Origin of the sequence: Corynebacterium sp. HMSC05C01, assembly GCF_001807155.1 — a bacterium.
GTDB classification, from domain to species: Bacteria; Actinomycetota; Actinomycetes; order Mycobacteriales; family Mycobacteriaceae; genus Corynebacterium; species Corynebacterium coyleae.
In genome coordinates this window covers 43,091-60,624 of record NZ_KV787976.1, presented here as the reverse complement: position 1 = coordinate 60,624, position 17,534 = coordinate 43,091, and the positions used below count along the sequence as shown (strand labels likewise).

General features: G+C 61.6%; 14 protein-coding genes, 1 tRNA gene and 1 riboswitch. Of the genes, 5 read left to right on the top strand and 10 right to left on the bottom strand.

Translation table 11 applies throughout. The annotated features are described in order from the left end of the window. Positions 1-4 precede the first annotated feature (4 nt). Positions 5-126, top strand: a riboswitch (SAM riboswitch). Positions 127-139: 13 nt separating this feature from the next. Next, positions 140-700 (top strand): hypothetical protein, encoded by a 561-nt coding sequence (locus HMPREF3145_RS11125; protein WP_070423300.1) that lies wholly within the window; start codon positions 140-142, stop codon positions 698-700. Positions 701-705: 5 nt separating this feature from the next. On the opposite strand, the gene rhuM is transcribed toward HMPREF3145_RS11125, so the two are convergent. Together rhuM and HMPREF3145_RS11115 are read right to left on the bottom strand one after the other, a co-directional pair. After that, positions 706-1,788 (bottom strand): RhuM family protein, encoded by a 1,083-nt coding sequence (gene rhuM, locus HMPREF3145_RS11120; RefSeq protein WP_070423299.1) that lies wholly within the window; start codon positions 1,786-1,788, stop codon positions 706-708. Positions 1,789-1,814: 26 nt separating this feature from the next. Next, positions 1,815-1,888, bottom strand: a tRNA-Gly gene (locus tag HMPREF3145_RS11115). Positions 1,889-1,962: 74 nt separating this feature from the next. Between HMPREF3145_RS11115 and dcd the strand changes: the two genes are divergently transcribed. The 3 genes from dcd to HMPREF3145_RS11100 all read left to right on the top strand — a co-directional run bounded on the left by dcd (position 1,963) and on the right by HMPREF3145_RS11100 (position 5,637). After that, the gene (gene dcd, locus HMPREF3145_RS11110) at positions 1,963-2,526 is read left to right on the top strand and encodes a dCTP deaminase (RefSeq protein ID WP_070423298.1); all 564 of its coding nucleotides are present in this window, start codon (positions 1,963-1,965) and stop codon (positions 2,524-2,526) included. Between the two features lie 199 nt (positions 2,527-2,725). Further along, positions 2,726-4,045 carry a UDP-glucose dehydrogenase family protein gene (locus tag HMPREF3145_RS11105; protein ID WP_070423349.1) on the top strand — a complete coding sequence of 440 codons (1,320 nt, stop codon included), beginning with the start codon at positions 2,726-2,728 and terminating at the stop codon, positions 4,043-4,045. Between the two features lie 56 nt (positions 4,046-4,101). Further along, positions 4,102-5,637, top strand: a complete 1,536-nt coding sequence (locus HMPREF3145_RS11100; RefSeq protein WP_246817591.1) for an FMN-binding glutamate synthase family protein — start codon at positions 4,102-4,104, stop codon at positions 5,635-5,637. A gap of 308 nt (positions 5,638-5,945) precedes the next feature. Here HMPREF3145_RS11100 and HMPREF3145_RS11095 read toward each other — a convergent pair whose 3' ends face one another. The 8 genes from HMPREF3145_RS11095 to HMPREF3145_RS11060 form a co-directional block, all read right to left on the bottom strand. After that, complete coding sequence (locus HMPREF3145_RS11095; RefSeq protein ID WP_371325717.1) at positions 5,946-7,382, bottom strand: ABC-F family ATP-binding cassette domain-containing protein; 1,437 nt, start codon at positions 7,380-7,382, stop codon at positions 5,946-5,948. Between the two features lie 540 nt (positions 7,383-7,922). Continuing rightward, on the bottom strand, positions 7,923-9,164 hold the full coding sequence (locus HMPREF3145_RS11090) for a pyridoxal phosphate-dependent aminotransferase (RefSeq protein ID WP_070423296.1): 1,242 nt from the start codon (positions 9,162-9,164) through the stop codon (positions 7,923-7,925). Positions 9,165-9,186: 22 nt separating this feature from the next. Beyond that, positions 9,187-9,816, bottom strand: coding sequence for a DUF1707 SHOCT-like domain-containing protein (locus tag HMPREF3145_RS11085; protein ID WP_070423295.1), 630 nt, complete (start codon positions 9,814-9,816; stop codon positions 9,187-9,189). Positions 9,817-9,826: 10 nt separating this feature from the next. Beyond that, complete coding sequence (locus HMPREF3145_RS11080) at positions 9,827-10,783, bottom strand: substrate-binding domain-containing protein (RefSeq protein WP_070423294.1); 957 nt, start codon at positions 10,781-10,783, stop codon at positions 9,827-9,829. After that, entirely contained in the window at positions 10,776-11,147 is a 372-nt protein-coding gene (locus HMPREF3145_RS11075) for a hypothetical protein (RefSeq protein ID WP_070423293.1), read from the bottom strand. The genes HMPREF3145_RS11080 and HMPREF3145_RS11075 overlap by 8 nt, the downstream gene beginning before the upstream one ends. Before the next feature lie 11 nt (positions 11,148-11,158). After that, positions 11,159-12,418 (bottom strand): Na/Pi symporter, encoded by a 1,260-nt coding sequence (locus HMPREF3145_RS11070; protein WP_070423347.1) that lies wholly within the window; start codon positions 12,416-12,418, stop codon positions 11,159-11,161. Positions 12,419-12,490: 72 nt separating this feature from the next. After that, on the bottom strand, positions 12,491-14,458 hold the full coding sequence (locus tag HMPREF3145_RS11065; RefSeq protein WP_305764340.1) for an ABC transporter ATP-binding protein: 1,968 nt from the start codon (positions 14,456-14,458) through the stop codon (positions 12,491-12,493). Further along, positions 14,455-16,161 carry an ABC transporter ATP-binding protein gene (locus tag HMPREF3145_RS11060; RefSeq protein WP_070423292.1) on the bottom strand — a complete coding sequence of 569 codons (1,707 nt, stop codon included), beginning with the start codon at positions 16,159-16,161 and terminating at the stop codon, positions 14,455-14,457. The genes HMPREF3145_RS11065 and HMPREF3145_RS11060 overlap by 4 nt, the downstream gene beginning before the upstream one ends. A gap of 231 nt (positions 16,162-16,392) precedes the next feature. Here HMPREF3145_RS11060 and HMPREF3145_RS11055 point away from each other — a divergent pair, with 231 nt between their 5' ends. Further along, positions 16,393-17,487: a Fic family protein gene (locus tag HMPREF3145_RS11055; RefSeq protein WP_246817590.1), complete on the top strand. Its 1,095-nt coding sequence runs from the start codon at positions 16,393-16,395 to the stop codon at positions 17,485-17,487. Positions 17,488-17,534: the final 47 nt, after the last annotated feature.

Sequence of the window (17,534 nt, the reverse complement as noted above, 5' to 3'; positions counted from 1 at the left end):
TTTGGATCAAGAAATCTGACGGATAAGGCCCCTCGGCTCGTCGATTAGCAACCGCGCTCATCGCGCACGGTGCTCCCGAGGGAAGATCCGCCGGCACGCGCAACCGCCGCGCCGGAAGAGCGATATTTCAAGGAGCACCATGTCTTTTGGCATGCCCACCGACTGGACCCCAGCCACCCTCAGCAGCATGGACGGGCTGACCTTTGCGTTTACGCTTGATGAGACGGGTGAGGTGGTCGTCGCAAAGTTTGATAGCGCTGCGCAGGGCCACGAATTCGTCGCAAACACCGGCGCGACATTCGACTACTCGCCAAGCGCCGCCGCCATACGCGTCGGCGACGACGCCGTGCCGCTCCCCAAACGCCCCGCCACCCGCCGAACCTGCACGTACCGCGAATGCGACCAACGTACCCGCGGCCACAACCAGCACTACATCCCAGTGCTGCGCGCCATGAACCAAAAATACGGCTGGTTCCCCATCGACATCCTCGCCCACGACGGCACCACGCTCACATTCCGCGTGAGCACACCACTTGGCGACGACATCATCACCGCCCACAACCACAACCCCGAAGACCTCGCGCTCGCGCAGGAATACAACCCAGACTGGAAGATCCTGCGCTACACGGTTGATGGTGGCGGCTACCGCGCCATCCTGCTGTCGGATAAGCCCGTCACGGCGTGCACGACGGAAGCGTGAGGGGTTTAAGACTCCTCGTCCGGGATGTCTGTTACGCGGGGTGTTAAACGGGCTCGGTCTGCAAGAATCCGGCGGTCAATCTGCTTCATGGTCTCGACCAGTTTTGCGTCAGCTTCGGCTAGATTGTCGGATTCCCGACCAGCATTAAATAGCTCGTAGCGTTCTTTGGCTAGTCTGTTGGCCTCTTCGCGCGAGATTCTTCCGCGATCCTTCAACGGCTCGAAGCCATTGAATTCAATAAACGAATCGGTCTTCTCCAACCAATCCTTCATGTAGATAGGGCTTCTCATACGAGTCTGGAGGTCTGCATATTCCAAAAACTGGGAAACTAGCAGGTTGAGTGTGGTGAGCTCGGAATTTGTTAGATAGTTTTTTGCGGTGGTTACATCACCTTTCCGTACCACTTTCCCCTTGAAAGTGGATAACCCCAGGTTGTCGGCTCCGGGGTCGCAACGTGTCGCAATGATTTCTGAAGCAGTTTGACCGGTAACTGCGTAATGGAGTTTGTCCTGAATCCAGCTGAAAATCCCGCGTGTTTTGGGACTATCTTTGTTGTAGTCCGTAGCAAGCGCGACAATGTCTCGTAGTTTGAGGTAGAGGCGAGCTTCGGAGGATCGAATATCCCGGATTCGCGCGAGTAGCTCGTCGAAATAATCGGTTCCGCGGGGGTCTTTGAGCTTTTCGTCGTTGAGGACGAAACCTTTTCTCAAATACTCCTGGAGTATTTCACTGGCCCAGCGTCGGAACTGATTTCCTCTTGGTCCTTTAACTCGGTAGCCGACAGCAACAATCGCATCCAGATTGTAATGTTTGAGTGTTCGCGAAACATCGCGATCTCCTTCAGATCGAACTATTTGAATTTCTTTAATAGTTCGATCCCTGCTCAGCTCGTTTTCGGCGTAGATATTCTTGAGGTGAATGCTCACGCTTGCCGGAGATATATCAAAGAGATCTGCGACTTCACTTTGAGTCATCCATACTGATTTGTCGACAACTCGCAGATGGACTTCCGTTAATCCGTCCTCGGTCTGGTAGATGACAAACTCGCCGTGATCCGTCGAGTCTAATTTGACCGTCCGCTGATCCATTTCGCCCCCAAAAATAACCAGTGCCTTGGAGCCGGCGACGGGAATCGAACCCGCACTCTCAGCTTGGGAAGCTGATGTTCTACCACTAAACTACGCCGGCAGCTTTTACGACTTTAGCACTGCAGGAACCGGCTCCAAAAACCGGGCAAGGGGTGGGGAAGTACACTCTGTGTCGTGCTGCTTTCAGATCACGACATTCGCGAATCCATTGACTCCGGCCACCTCGGCATCGACCCCTTCGATCCGTCGATGGTCCAACCGAGTTCGGTTGACGTGCGCCTGGATAAGTTCTTCCGAGTCTTTAATAACTCGAAGTACACGCACATTGATCCGAAGCAGGAGATGCCGGACCTGACAACGCTCGTCGAGGTTTCCGACGACGACGCCTTCGTCCTTCACCCCGGCGAGTTCGTCCTCGCCTCCACGCTGGAATGCTTCACGCTGCCCGCGGATCTGGCCGGTCGCCTCGAGGGCAAGTCCTCGCTGGGCCGCCTGGGTCTGCTGACCCACTCCACCGCGGGCTTCATCGACCCTGGCTTTTCCGGACACATCACGCTGGAACTGTCTAACGTGGCCAACCTGCCGATCACGCTGTGGCCTGGCATGAAGGTCGGCCAGCTCGCGCTGTTCAAGATGACCTCCCCGGCTGACACTCCGTACGGCTCGGGTGCGCTCGGCTCGAAGTACCAGGGCCAGCGCGGCCCGACCCCGTCGAAGGCGTACCTGAACTTTCAGTAGGGCTGGTGGTGCATCGTCTAGCTAGACGGTCCGAACTGCTAGACGATCCGCCCGCCTTGTCTGCGTTTCCCCAGGTCATGTTGAAGATGGTTTGCAATAAGGTGTGAATCGTCTAGCAGCCTGCCGAGGGAACTAGACGATCAACCCCACCACCGCGCTCACCCTGCAGTGCCAACACCGCCACGGCATAATGGCCACCATGCGACTGACTGTGATCGGCACTGGTTATCTTGGCGCGACGCACGCGGCGTGCATGGCGGAGTTGGGCCACGAGGTGCTTGGCGTCGACGTGGACGAGCACAAGATCGAGGCGCTGAAGAACTCCACGGTGCCGTTCTACGAGCCGGGCCTTCCCGAAGTGCTGGAGCGCAACATCGACGCAGGTCGCCTCAGCTTTACGACGAAATACGACGAGGCCGCCAACTTCGCCAACGTGCACTTCATCGGGGTGGGCACGCCGCAGCAGCGCGGGTCGTATGCGGCGGATACGCGCTATGTCGAGGCGGTTATAGACGACCTCGTGCCCAAACTGCACGGCCACCACGTGATCCTGGGCAAGTCGACGGTCCCGGTAGGCACGGCAGCCGCGCTGCAGGAACGCGCCGATAACCTCACCCAGGACGGCGCGACCGTGGAGATCGCCTGGAACCCGGAGTTCCTGCGCGAGGGATACGCCGTCAAGGACACCATCGAGCCCGACCGGATCGTATTAGGACACCGCAGCGAGAACTCCCACGCGGAGGAAATCGCCCGCGAGGTGTATGCGACGCCGCTGGCCAACGGCACCCCGTTTATCGTCACCGACTTGCAGACGGCGGAGTTGGTGAAGGTGTCGGCGAACGCGTTTTTGGCCACGAAGATCTCGTTTATCAACGCGGTGAGCGAGGTCTGCGAGATCGTCGGCGCGGACGTGACCCAACTCGCAGACGCGATTGGTTACGACGACCGCATCGGCCGCAAATTCCTCGGCGCCGGCCTCGGCTTCGGCGGGGGTTGCCTGCCGAAGGACATCCGTGCGTTCATGGCGCGCGCCGGCGAGGTTGGCGCGGACCAGGCGCTGACCTTCCTGCGCGAGGTGGATGCGATCAACATGCGACGCCGCCAGCGCGTGGTCGACATGGCGCGCGAGGAGCTCGGCAGCCTGATCGGCCGCAACATCACGGTGCTGGGTGCAGCGTTTAAGCCGAACTCGGACGACGTGCGCGACTCGCCAGCCCTCGCCGTGGCGGGCCAACTCTCCCTGGCCGGCGCGAACGTCACCGTCTTCGACCCGCAGGCGATGGACAACGCCCGCAAGGTCTTCCCCACCCTGGACTACGCCGACACGCTCGAAGAGGCGCTGCGCGGCGCGGAGCTGACCATCCTGGCTACCGAATGGGGGCAGTTTAGGGAGATGGATCCGGAGTGGGTTGCTGGGGTCGTCGAAAAGCAATTGCTTATCGACGCCCGAAACGTCCTGGACGTGCAACAATGGCGCAATGCCGGATGGGAAATGCGGGCGCTCGGACGCACCCTCTAGTCGACGAAACCGCGTGCCTGTCAACAACTACAGATTATTAAGGCATGATGGGGCGCATGCCTAAGGACAAGTCAGGAAACTTTGCCAAGGTCGCCCTCGGCAGCGTCGCAGCGGCGTTGGGCGGCGTGGCCATCCACGACCTCACTCAGACCAAAAACCCGGTCCTGCGCAACTACCCCGTACTCGGGCACATGCGCACCCTGCTCACCGATATCGGCCCCGAACTGCGCCAATACTTCATCGAGCGCGACTGGGACGGCCGCCCCTTCAACCGCGATCAGCGCAACGCAATTTACGAACGCGCAAAGGGCATGCAAAGCGAAACGTCCTTCGGCACCGTCCAGGACGTCTACGCCACCAACCACGAACACCTCGTACATACGCTCGCGCCTGTCGACGAACCCTCCGAACCGCCCCGCACCCTCATCGGCGGCAAGGACTGCACCCAGCCGTACTCCATCTCCATGCTGAACGTGTCCTCCATGAGCTTCGGCTCCCTGTCCAAAAACGCCGTGCGCGCACTGAACAAGGGTGCGGCCATGGGCGGCTTCGCCCACAACACCGGCGAAGGCGGCGTCTCCCCTTACCACAAGGAATTCGGCGGCGACCTCGTCTGGCAAATGGGTACCGGCTACTTCGGCGCCCGCACCCACGACGGCGACTTCGACCCCGCTAAGTTCCGCGACCGCGCCGCCGACGACCAGGTCAAGATGGTCGAACTGAAAGTCAGCCAGGGCGCCAAGCCGGGCATCGGTGGCGTGCTGCCAGCCGACAAGATCACCAAAGAAGTCTCCGAAATCCGCGACGTGCCCATGGGCAAGGACTGCATCAGCCCCGCAGCCCACCGCGTGTTCAGCACCCCTGTCGAACTCATCGAATTCATCGCGAAGATGCGCGAACTGTCCGGCGGTAAACCGGCGGGGTTCAAGTTGTGCGTGTCGAGTCGTCGAGAAGTACTTGCCATTTGCAAGGCCATCCGCGAGGTCGGCACCGCACCCGACTTCATCGTCGTCGACGGATCCGAAGGCGGCACCGGTGCCGCCCCCATCGACTTCGAAGACCACATGGGCATGCCACTGACCCACGGCTTGATGACCGTGCACAACGCACTCGTCGGCACCGGCCTGCGCGACCAAATCAAACTCGGCGCGTCCGGCAAAGTCGCCGGCGGCTCCGACATCGTCATGCGCATGATCCAAGGCGCCGACTACACCAACTCCGCCCGCGCCATGATGATGGCCGTCGGCTGCATCCAGGCACAACGCTGCCACACCGGCGAATGCCCCACTGGCGTCGCCACCCAAGACCCGCGCCGCAACCGCGCCGTTGTGGTCAAGGACAAGTCCCAGGCGGTGTACAACTACCACAAGACCACCGTCAACACCGCCGTGCGCCTCATGGCCTCCATGGGAGTCACCGACCCGGCGGATCTCACCCCCGAGATGCTGCGCCGCAACATCTCCCCGACCGAGTCCCGCTCCTACGCCTCCATCTACGAATGGCTGCGGCCGGGCCAGCTGCTCGAAGACCCGCCGTCATCCTGGACCGCCGACTGGAAGGCCGCCTCGCCGGATACCTTCCGTCCGATGTAGTTCGGCTGCTGTCTGCTGGCGGGGCCGTTAACAACCTCTCGCGGCTGACAAAGTACGGCGGAATGTGTCAGTGACCGGCATCGTGCCTGGTCAAAAATCGACCCTGACAGATTTTGTGGAATCTGTCAGGGACGGGGCCTCAACGCCCGTAGCAGGCGGGCGTGCAAAATAGTTCCCGGGTTCAGTGCGAAACCGGGAACTTTCTTACCCCGCCGGGATGCCGACCTGGGGAAACACCGCCGCGGTGGGGTGCAAACGCCCAAAAAGTTCCCCGGCCGGGAACTATTTTGCGGGAGCTGCAGGGGCCATCAGGTCAGATCATCGATGGAAACTTCCCTGTCAAGGTTCATACGCTCACAGAAGTCTTCGTCGTGGCTGACGAGAAGAACCGCACCTGCATAACTCTCAAGAGCGGAGACAAGCCAGTTCACGGTTGAGATATCGATGTTGTTGGTGGGCTCGTCGAGAAGCAATAGCTGCGGAGCAGGCGACGAAAGAAGAACGCGGGCAAACTCAACGCGGAAACGCTCACCACCCGAAAGCGTTCCAATAGGCGCGTGCACAGTCTCATTCTGAAACAACAGTTGCGCGAGTTGGTCCCGAATATACTGCGGGTCAGCAGACGCGTTGGCCTCCGAGACCAATTCCAAAACTGACCGGTTGGGGTCAAGAACAATGCGTTGCCGGAGGTACCCCACATTCCTAATCACATACCCCGCGCTACCGTCTGCAACAGAGTTGAGCAGGGTCGTCTTTCCGCTGCCGTTCGGCCCAGTGATCCGGACACGCTCGGGGCCCACAACAGTGAGCCCTGGGATTTCCATAACACGGGTTCCGTTCGGAAGCGCCGTACCGGGAAGCTCAATGAACACATGTTGATCGTCGCGAACCTTGTCTTGTGCGTGACGATACGCAGCGAGAGACGACTCCACAGACTCGGCATGAGCCGCACCACGCCGAGCAGCAGTCTTCTCCGACCGATCCTTGTCCAGCCCCATCGCCATGCCAGGTTTGCGTTTGTTAGCCGCGAACTTCTTTCCGCGACGAGCGTCCCGGGCAATGCGAGTTTGCATCGCCTCACGCTCCCGAACCTGCCTACTGTGAACCGCCTTCTTGTCCCGCACCTCCCGCATCGCTGCGTCCTGTTCGCTGGCCAGAGTTTCGCGGTAGGCGGAGTAGTTGCCGGGGAAAAGACGTAGCTTCCCGTCGTGAAGTTCTGCAATTTCGTCCACGGAATCCAACAAGTCGCGATCGTGGCTCACCACAATTGCAGGAACAGTGGATTTGGAAAGAGAATGGATCAGCTGGGCTTTTGCTTCCGAATCGAGGTTGTTTGTTGGCTCGTCCATCACGATGAAATCGGGGTTGTCAGACATGAGCGCAGCTAGTGCAACACGAACAGCCTCTCCACCGGACATGGTAGACAGCGGCCTGTCCAAGTTGAGCGGGAGGCCGTGAGCTGACAACACAGCCTGAGTCTCTTCAGCAGCATCCCACCGGTCACCAATGAGCTCGAACAATTCGGGATTGAACTGGCCACCTTCGACGGCGTTGATTGCCTCGATGATTTCGGTAACCCCAAAGACGTCCGAAACCGTAGTGTCCGGTTGCAGTCCAAGATCCTGAGGTAGGTAAGCGACTTTCGACGGGCGTTCGACCGAACCAGTGCTCGGTTGTAGCTCGCCGAGAATGATCCTGATCAGAGTCGTTTTTCCGGAACCGTTATCGCCGATCAAGCCGGTCAAGTGACTTGAAAATATGGCATTCAAGTCCGAGAAGCAGGAGGTTCCGTTAGGCCACTCGAGGGAGACGTTATTTAGGGAAATAGGCATGCTCATTCAACTTTCTGTTTCGTGTTAGGCGGAAACACGGAACATGAGCACGGCCTACTCCTTCCTTCGGGGACAATTCCTCGTCGATACTATGGCAGCGTCCGTTTGGGGTCAAGGGGTTTGTGCTGCTGTAAGTCGGGGTAGGTGTCGGCCACTCACAACCCCTCGCGGCTGACAGATTGCGGCGGAATGTGTCAGCGACCGGCATCGCGCCTGGTCAGAAATTGGCCCTGACAGATTTTGTGGAATGTGTCAGGAAACGCGCCTTAACGCCCGTAGCCGGCGGGCGTGCAAAATAGTTCCCGGCATCAGCGCGAAACCGGGAACTATTTTGTCTCAACGGCGTGCCGACCTGGGGGAATGCCGGCGAGAAAGGGTCGAAGCCCCCAAATAGTTCCCCGGCCGGGAACTATTTTCGGAAAGCGGCGCCCAACCGCCAACCGCCAACAACCCCTAGTGCTGGTGGTAGCCCGCCAGGAAGTTGCCCAGTCGCTCGATGGCGTTTTCCAACTGGGACGCCCACGGCAGGGTGACCACGCGGAAGTGGTCGGGGGTGGGGTAGTTGAAGCCGGTGCCTTGGACCATGAGGATCTTCTCGGATTTGAGGAGGTCGAGCATGAAGCGTTCGTCGTCGTGGATGTTGTACATTTCGGCGTCGATTTTGGGGAAGCAGTACAACGCACCCTTGGGTTCGACGACGGAGATGCCGGGGATCTCTCGCAATTTCCGGACGGCGATGTCGCGCTGTTTGCGTAGGCGGCCGCCGGCGCCGGTGAGTTCGTAGATGGACTGGCGGCCTCCCAACGCGACCTGGATGGCGTGTTGGCCGGGCACGTTGGCGCACAGGCGGGTACCCGACAACAGATCAAGCCCTTCGATGAATCCCTTGGCGCGGCGGCGCGGGCCGGTTACGACCATCCATCCGGCGCGGTACCCGCAGACACGGTACGCCTTGGACAGGCCGTTGAAGGTGATGCAGAGGAGGTCGGGGGCGACTTCGGCCATGGAGATGTGCTTGGCGTCGTCGTAAAGTACGCGGTCGTAGATTTCGTCGGCAAGGACCATGAGCTCGTGCTCGCGGGCGATGTCGGCGATGCCTTCTAGGATCTCGCGGGAGTAGACGGCGCCGGTGGGGTTGTTGGGGTTGATGACCACGATCGCCTTGGTGCGGTCGGTGATCTTCGAGCGAATGTCTTCCAGGGATGGGTTCCAGTTGTCCTCTTCGTCGCAACGGTAGTGGACGACGTTGCCGCCGGCGAGCGTGGAGGCGGCGGTCCACAGCGGGTAGTCGGGGGCGGGGATGAGGATTTCGTCGCCGTCGTTGAGCAGGGCTTGGGTGACCATGCTGATCAGTTCGGACACGCCGTTGCCGAGGTAGACGTCGTCGATGTCGAAGTGCGGGAAGTCTTCGATCATTTCGTAGCGGGTGACCACTGCGCGGCGGGCGGAGGTGATGCCTTTGGAGGTGGTGTAGCCCTGGGAGGTGGGCAGGTTGGCGATCATGTCGCGCATGATCACGTCGGGCGCTTCGAAACCGAACACGGCGGGGTTGCCGGTGTTGAGTTTCAAAATGGTGTGCCCGTCACGTTCCATCTGCTCGGCGGTGGCGGTGACGGGGCCGCGGATGTCGTAGAAGACGTTCTTGAGTTTTTCCGCCTGGTCGAAGTGGCGGTGCGGTTTCAGTGGCTCGCTCATGGGTTACCACTGTAGGCCGGGTCTACTTCCGGCGGAAGCGATTGACGGTGTCTTGCGCGATGTTGAGCGCGTCGTTGGTCATTTGGTTGATTTGGTCTTTGCGTTGCGCGCGCATGAGGGCCTGCTGGTGGACCTGGGCGGCTTCGATTTCGAGTTGTCGGCGTTTGATTTCTTGGCGGCGCTGTTGTTCGAGTTGGCGCAGGCTGGGGGTGTACCAGGAGTCGGGCCCAACCTTCATTACGTAGAGCAGGATGAACAGGGTGGGGATGAGCAGTATCGACAGGCCCGACAGCGCAGGTGATCCCGCGGCTCCGAAGATGCTCACCAGGCCGATGGAGCCGATGGTGCCGAGCCAGAACACGCCGGCGCGGGTGCGGCGCCCGGAGCGGCGTGCCTGCATGATTTCGGCTTGGCTGTACAGGACCGCATCGTCGGACACTTGCTTATCGACGACCCCACGCCCCCGGCCCGTCGGCAAATCCCCCAAGATCGGCTGCAGGTCCTGCTGCGTTTGGGCCTCGGCGACGGCTTGGCACCGGTTGTCAAACTCGGCCATGTCCAACCGGCCTTCGCCGAGCGCGCGGCCGAGGATGTCCATGGCGTCCATGCGCTCTTGGTCGCCGATGCGGAAGTTGCCGTAGGGGGTGCTCATGGACGCGATGTTAGTTCAATGCGTGCCACTGTTCGTCGATACCTGTGGTGCCGTCGGCGAAGCGCTGCTTTGTGGCGTCGTAGACCTCCTCGGGCAGTTGGTAGAAGTACACGCGCGGCATGACGGCTTCGGCGTTGTCGAGGTAGGTGGTGACAAACTCGCCGACGTTGTCCTTCTTCGCCGATTCCGCGTTGACGTAGATGAACAGCGGGCGCGACAGGGGGTAGTTGCCGCTCTTGGCTTCGTCGGCGGTGGGGGCGATGCCGTCGACGAGTACGTTGTCGATCTTGTTGCGCACCGTGCCCTCGGTGGCTAGGTAGTTGCCGATGCCCATGAAGCTCAGGCCGTTGACGTCTTCGGAGACCCACGTGGACAGTTCTTGGATGTCGTCGGTGGATTGGTAGTCGTCGCGGATGGTGTCGTCGCCAAGCACCATGTCCTCGAACACGCCGAGGGTGCCGGAGCCGGTGGGGCGCCCGTAGAGGTTGATTTTCTCGTTCGGCCAGGATGGGTCGATGTCGGACCAGGTGGTGACGGTGGATTCTTTCGACCAGATGTCGTGGAGTTGCTCGACGGTGAGGTCGGCGGCCCAGTCGTTGTCGGCGTGTTTGACGATGGTGATCGCGTCCAGACCAATCGGCAACTCGAAGAAGTCCACGCCGGCCTCGGCGCATTGTGCCTGGTAGTCCACGGAGGATTCGCTGCCGGGAATGGCGACGGAGGCGTCATTGATGTCGGCGTCACCGGCGCAGAACTTGTCAAAGCCGTCGGTCGAACCGACCGCCTCAAGCTCGGCGTCGAAGTTGTAGCGGTTGAGCATGTAGCGCGTGATGGGCTCGACTGTCGACGAGCCCGTGATGGTGAACGCCTCGCCGGCACCGGAGCCAGTGCCAGAGCCGGAACCGGCGCAAGCGCCCAGCGTCAGCGCCGTCGCGGCCGCGAGCGCGGCGGTGAGGGTTTTACGCATCGTTGGCATCGTTGTGGCCCTTTCGCATCTCGACGCGGAACTCGCGAAGCAGTTTGAACAAGCTCGACCAGGAGCCCTTCGCGTTGGCCCAGTACTCGGGGAAGTTCTCCAACTCTTCTTCCTGCTCCGGAGTGACGTTCGGGTTGACCTTCTTGTAGCACGCGTGGTGGTCGGTGTCGGCGTCGGTGTCGTCGTTAAGTAGTGCTTGGTTGGTGGCGTGGCGGGCGGCGAGCTCGTCGCGAAGTTCAGCGGCGGTTTCCTCGAGCTCGTTGAGCAGGGCCACAAGGGCGTTGTCGGGGGCTTCGTTCTGGATGAGTTCCTGTGCCATTGGCGACAGGTCTGGTGTCTGGTTCGCGTCGGTCATGTGGCTGCTCCTTAGGTGAGCGCGTTGGAGATGAAAACGGCGAGGATCGGGATGGCGAAGAACACTCCGCCGATCCAGAGGAAGACGTAGAGCTTGTTCTTTACGGCGAGGCCGGCGAGCCAGTCAGAACCGGCCGGCGGCAGTTTGCTCATGAACGGGACGCCAAGGATGACGGCTGCGGCGCACACGTTGAATAGGGTGTGCACCAGCGCGCCTGCCATGGCGGCTTCGGCGTCCGCGCCGGAGACAGCGAACGCGGCGATCAGGCCGGTGACGGTGGTGCCGATGTTCGCGCCGACCACGAACGGGAACAGCGTGCGGACCTCGAACTTGCCGGAGGCCGCCAGCGGCACCGTCAGCGCGGTGGTGGTGGAGGAGGACTGCACCAGGGTGGTGATCACGGCGCCGGAGAGCAGACCAACAAACGAGTTTTTGCCCAGCGCGGCGTAGAGGATCTCTTGGGCCTTGCCCACCAGCAGGGCGTTGAGCAGGTTGCCGATGAACTGGATGGACCACAGAATCAGCGCGATGCCGACGATGGACAGGACGATGCCGCCCCACATATCCCCAAGCGGTTCAACCAGGTTGCCGGCCAGGCCGACGAGCGGTTCGGTGATGGTGTCCAGCCCGTCGCCGATGGCCTCGAAGGCGCCGGCGACGACACCTTCGCCCTGGCCACTCAGCGACGGCGCGATCGCCGACGCGGTGCGCGACAGGAACCCGGTGAAGATCTCCAGCGGGAAGAAGATCAAGATGGCGATGAGGTTGAAGAAGTCGTGCACGGTCGCCATGGAGAAACCGTTTTTGAACTGGGTCTTGTTACCCGCCAGGCCGAGCGCGACCAGGGTGGAGGTCACCGAGGTACCCATGTTGGCGCCGAAGAGCATCGGTACCGCAATGCTCAGCGGCAGGCCGCCGGCGATCATGCCGACCACGATCGAGGTAGTGGTCGACGACGACTGAATAATCGCCGTGGCCACCACACCAATGGCAAGGCCGACGAACGGGTTCTCGGCAAACGAGAACAGTTCCTTGGCCTGGTCGCCGGCAACCATTTTGAAGCCGTCGCCGATCATGCCCACGCCGTTGAGCAGCAGCCAAACACCGAGCGCTACGGCGATCCAGTTCGCGGCCTGCTTGGCGGCGCCGTCGAGAGGCAAAAAGCCCAGTGGATCCTTGGGAGCGTCATCCTTCCGGGTGGCGGTGTTCTCCGGGTTTTCCGGTGCTGCTTCCTTAAGCGCGATGCCCCCGCCCGTTGCGTTGCTGTTCATGATCACCCGAGTGACCGTATACGGGCGGGGTTCAATCCAGGTGACGTCTGGGTGAACGCTGGGAGAACTTTCCTAGTCCTCTCCGAATTGCGATTGGTGCAGTTTCCAATACGCGCCTTGCTTTGCGACGAGCTCAGCGTGACTGCCCTGCTCCACAATGGCGCCCTTTTCCATGACGAGGATGGTGTCGGCGCCGCGGATCGTCGACAAGCGGTGTGCGATGACGAACGAGGTGCGGTTGGAGCGCAGCGCGTTCATCGCCTGCTGGACCAGCACCTCGGTGCGGGTGTCCACTGAGGAGGTGGCTTCGTCGAGAATCAGCAGTGCGGGCTGGGAGAGGAACGCGCGCGCGATGGTGATCAGTTGGCGCTCACCTGCGGAGATGGAGCCGCCGTCTTGGTCGACGATGGTGGCGTACCCCTCTGGCAGTGCGCGCACGAAACGGTCCACGTAGGTGGCCTTCGCAGCGGCGATGACCTCCTCGTCGGTGGCGTCGAGGCGGCCGTAGCGGATGTTTTCCATGATCGTGCCCTTGAACAGCACGGCGTCTTGCAGCACCATGCCGATCTGGCTGCGCAGCTCGGCGCGTGGCATGTCGCGGATGTCGGTGCCGTCGATGGTGATCGCACCCGCGTCGACGTCGTAGAACCGCATGATCAGGTTCACCAGCGTGGTCTTGCCGGCGCCGGTCGGTCCGACGATCGCGGCGGTCTGGCCCGGCTCGACGCGGAGGTTCAGGTGCTCGATGAGCGGGGGAGCGTCGCTGCGATCCGTCCCGTAACCAAAGGAGACGTCGTCGAACTCCACCAGGCCTTCGACGCGCTTGCCCTTGCGGTCCGGGGCCTGGTCTTCGGGTTCCTCCTCCGCGTCAAGCAGTTCGAAGACGCGCTCAGCGGACGCGACGCCGGATTGCAGCATCTGCATCATGCCGGCGATTTCGCCGAGCGGCTGGTTGAACTGGCGGGAGTACTGGATGAACGCGGTGGCATCGCCAAGCGTGAGCCTGCCGGAGGCGACCTTCACACCACCGAGCACCGCGATGGCCACGTACGACAGGTACGAGACGAACTGCATGATCGGGTGCATCGAGTTGGCCAAAAACTGCGCCTTCTGGGCAGCACCTGCGAGTTCCTCGTTGCGTTCGTCGAACTGTTCGCGCAGTTGGTCGGTGCGGCCGAAGATGACCGCCACGTCGTGGCCGGAGAAGGATTCCTCCACGTGTCCGTTGACGTCGCCGGTGGCCCTCCACTGGGTGGTGAACTGCTGCTGCGAGCGCGTACCTACAACCGCCATGGCCAGGCCGGTCAGCGGGATCGCCAGCAGGGCGACCAGTGCCAGTTGCCAGGAGATGGCGAACATCATCACCAGGATGCCCACCACGCTCAGCATCGCGTTGAACAGCGAGGACAACGACTGCTGCAGGGCTTGCTGGACGTTGTCTACGTCGTTGGTGGTGCGCGACATGACGTCGCCACGCTGACGGGTATCAAAGTAGGACAACGGCAGGCGGTTGATCTTCGCTTCAACCCGTTCGCGCAGGCTGAACACCGCCCGGATGGATAGTTTGTTCAGGATCGCGCCCTGCGCCCACATCAGCACCGCAGAGGCCAAGTACAGCGCCAGGACCAGCACGATCAGGTCGCGGAGACGGTCAAAGTCGATGCCGCTGCCCGGGGTCAGTTCCATCGCGCCGGCCATGTCCGCGAACCGATCCTGGCCGGCCGCCCGCATCGCTTCGACGGCTTGTTCTTTGGTGGTGCCGGGCGGGAGTTGCTTGGACACCACGCCGGAGAAGATCACGTCCATGGCACGACCCATCACACGCGGGGCGTAGACGGCAAGCACGACGGACAGGGCGTTCATGACAAACACCGCCGTCAGCGCCGCCTTGTAGGGGGCGAGCAGCCCAAGGAGGCGTTTCGCGGACGGCCAGAAGTTCTTCGCCTTGCGCGGCGCCTTGCCGGAATAGTCGTCGCCGGCCATCTTCTCTTCGTATTCGGCGAGTTGCTCGTCAGACAACTCGGTCATGTGCTCACTCATGCGTCCACCTCCGCCTGGCTGCGTTCGATCTGACGGTAGGTCTCGGACTGCGCCAGCAGTTCTTCATGCGTGCCGCGGGCGACGATGCGCCCGGCCTCCATGACCAGGATCTGATCCGCATTGCGTATCGACGCCACCTTCTGCGCCACCACAATCACCGTCCGGTCCTGTACCGTCTCGCGCATCGCGGCGTTCAGGTTTGCCTCGGTGGTGGCATCCAGCGCGCTAAACGAGTCGTCGAACACATACACCTTCGGATCCGCCACCAGCATCCGCGCAATGCACAGACGCTGGCGCTGACCACCGGAAACGTTCGTGCCTCCCTGGGAGATCGGCATGTCCAGATCTTCCACGAACGACGCCTGCGCGGTCCGCAGCGCCGCCCACAGCTCCTCATCGGTCGCCTCAGGGTTGCCCATGCGCAGGTTCGACGCCACGGTTCCCGAGAACAGCCACGGTTTCTGCGGCACCATCGCCACCGCCCGCACGAGATCGGGGCGGGGGATGGTGGTCACCGGGGTGTCGTCGATAAGCACACGCCCTGACGTGGGCGAATACAACCGCGGCAGCAGCCCCACCAGCGTGGTTTTGCCGCTGCCGGTCGCGCCGATGATTGCCGTGGTCGTGCCCGGACGCGCCTCAAACGAAATCTCCTCCAGCACCGGCTTTTCCGCGCCGGGGTAGGTGTACGACACATCCTCGAAGCGCACGACGCCACTGCTTATCGACGACCCCACCGTCGCCGGCGCCTTCACCTCATGCCGGAGCACCTCTTCGATGCGGGTGGCGCACACGATCGCGCGCGGCAGCATCATGAGCATGAATACACCCATCATCACCGCCATGAGAATCTGCATCAGGTACTGCATAAACGCGGTAAGCGAACCGACTTCGACCAGGCCGTCGTCGACACGATGCCCGCCGAACCACAACACCGCCGCCGTGGCCAGGTTCAGGATCAGCATGATCGCCGGGAACATCGTCACAAACACCCGGCCGATGTTCAGGCTCAGCCTGGAGATGTCCTCGTTCGCCTCCGTGAAACGCTGCGCCTCGAACTCCTCGCGGCCGAACGCACGCACCACACGGATGCCGGCGATCTGTTCGCGCAGCAGACCGTTGATGTTGTCCAGCTTCGACTGCATTTTGCGGAACATCGGCATCAACAGGGCCGCAGTGATACCGACAACCACGGTGAGCACCAACACCGCCGTGACCACCAGCCACGACATACCCGCATCTTGCCGCAACGCCATAATGATGCCGCCGATAGCCATGATCGGCGCCGCCACCATGAAGTTCATGAACAGCAGGAACGTCATCTGCACCTGCTGCACGTCGTTCGTGCCTCGCGTGACCAAGGTGGCGGTGCCGAAGTGCGACATGTCCTCGTGGTCAAAGCCCGTTACGCGCTCGTACACCGCCGCGCGGATGTCGCGGCCCGTTTTCATCGCGGCCTTGGATGCGAACCACGTCGCCCCGATAGCCGCCACGACCTGCACCAGCGCCACCACCAGCATCGTGCGGCCAACCCGCCAGATATACGGCACGTCAGCCTGCGCGACACCGTTATTGATGATGTCCGCGTTCAAATCCGGCAAGTACAGCGTTGCCAGCGTCGTGACCAGCTGCAGCACGATCACCAGCGCGATCGTCGGCGCGTATCGTTTGCCAAACCTCGCGGTTAAGCGGATGAGATCCACGTGGGTGCCCTTTCTGTAGGTAACCGGGCAAGTGTAGACGCGACTGCCTAAAAGACGATATCGCCTTTTGCAGGGGGTGCCTCTGCAAAACCCCAGGTCGCAGCTCGGTGATTGGTGCAAAAGACGATATCGCCTTTTGGGCTGTGGTTGTCGCTACCGCGCGCGGGGTGCGTCATGTCGATTTTGCAACAAAAAATCGACACGTCGCGCGGACATGTTTATTCTTTCGACATGACCGGAAACACAGCGGCGTTCGACCCTGCGAAGCCGTACAACGATCTGCCGCCGCTGCCACCACAGCACACGCTTGAGACCGCAAAGGTGCTCAAGGCTGTTATCGACGCCCGCAGCGAACTGGCCGCCCTCAACACCGCATGCCGGTTGATCCCGAACCCGGAGATCATCACCTCCACTATCCCGTTGCGTGAGGCGCAGGCATCGACAGAGATCGAAAACATTGTGACCACGAACGATGAGCTGTTCCGGGCTCAGTGGAGCATCGATCCGGAGCCTACGCCGGCAACCAAGGAAGCGCTGCGCTACCGCGATGCTCTGCGGCGCGGCGTGGACCTGATCGCGGATAGGCCGGTGTCGGAGAAGGTTGCGGTTGAGGTGTGCTCGACCCTGCAGGGTGGGCAGGCCACGCTCCGCTCAACACCGGGTACCTACATCGGCGACCCGGTCACGGGCACGCGCGCGTACACCCCACCCGAAGGCCTCGACGTGCTGCAACGCCACCTTTCGGCGTGGGAACGCTACATCTACTCGGACCACGGGTTGGATCCGCTGGTGTTGATGGCGGTGACGCATTACCAGTTCGAAGCTATCCACCCGTTTTACGACGGCAACGGCCGCATCGGCCGCATCCTCAACATCTTGTTGTTGCTGCAAGAGAAGGTGTTGTCACTGCCGGTGCTGTATCTGTCAGGGACGATCGTCGATAGGAAAGCGGAGTATTACCGGCTGCTGCGCGCGGTCACCGCGGACGGTGGGTGGGAGCAGTGGATCCTGTTCATGGTCAACGCGGTGACTGAGTCGGCCCGGAGCACAAGCTTGCTTATCGACGACCTCCGCACCCTCCAGGACACCACCACCGCCCGTGTCCGCGAAGCCGGCATCTCGCCAGCAGCCGAACTGGCGGAGCTGCTGTTCGTTCAGCCGTATGTCCGCATCACGGACGTGATCGATGCGGGACTGGCGAAGCGGCAGACAGCATCGATGTGGCTGTCGCAGCTGGTCGAGGCCGGCATCCTCGAAGAACAGAAGGCGGGGCGGTCGAAGGTGTTTCTGAACACGGCAGCGCTCGAGGTGCTGACCCGACGCTAAACCCCGATATCGGGTTCGCGCTGCTGTGGCGTGCTGCTGCGCTGCTG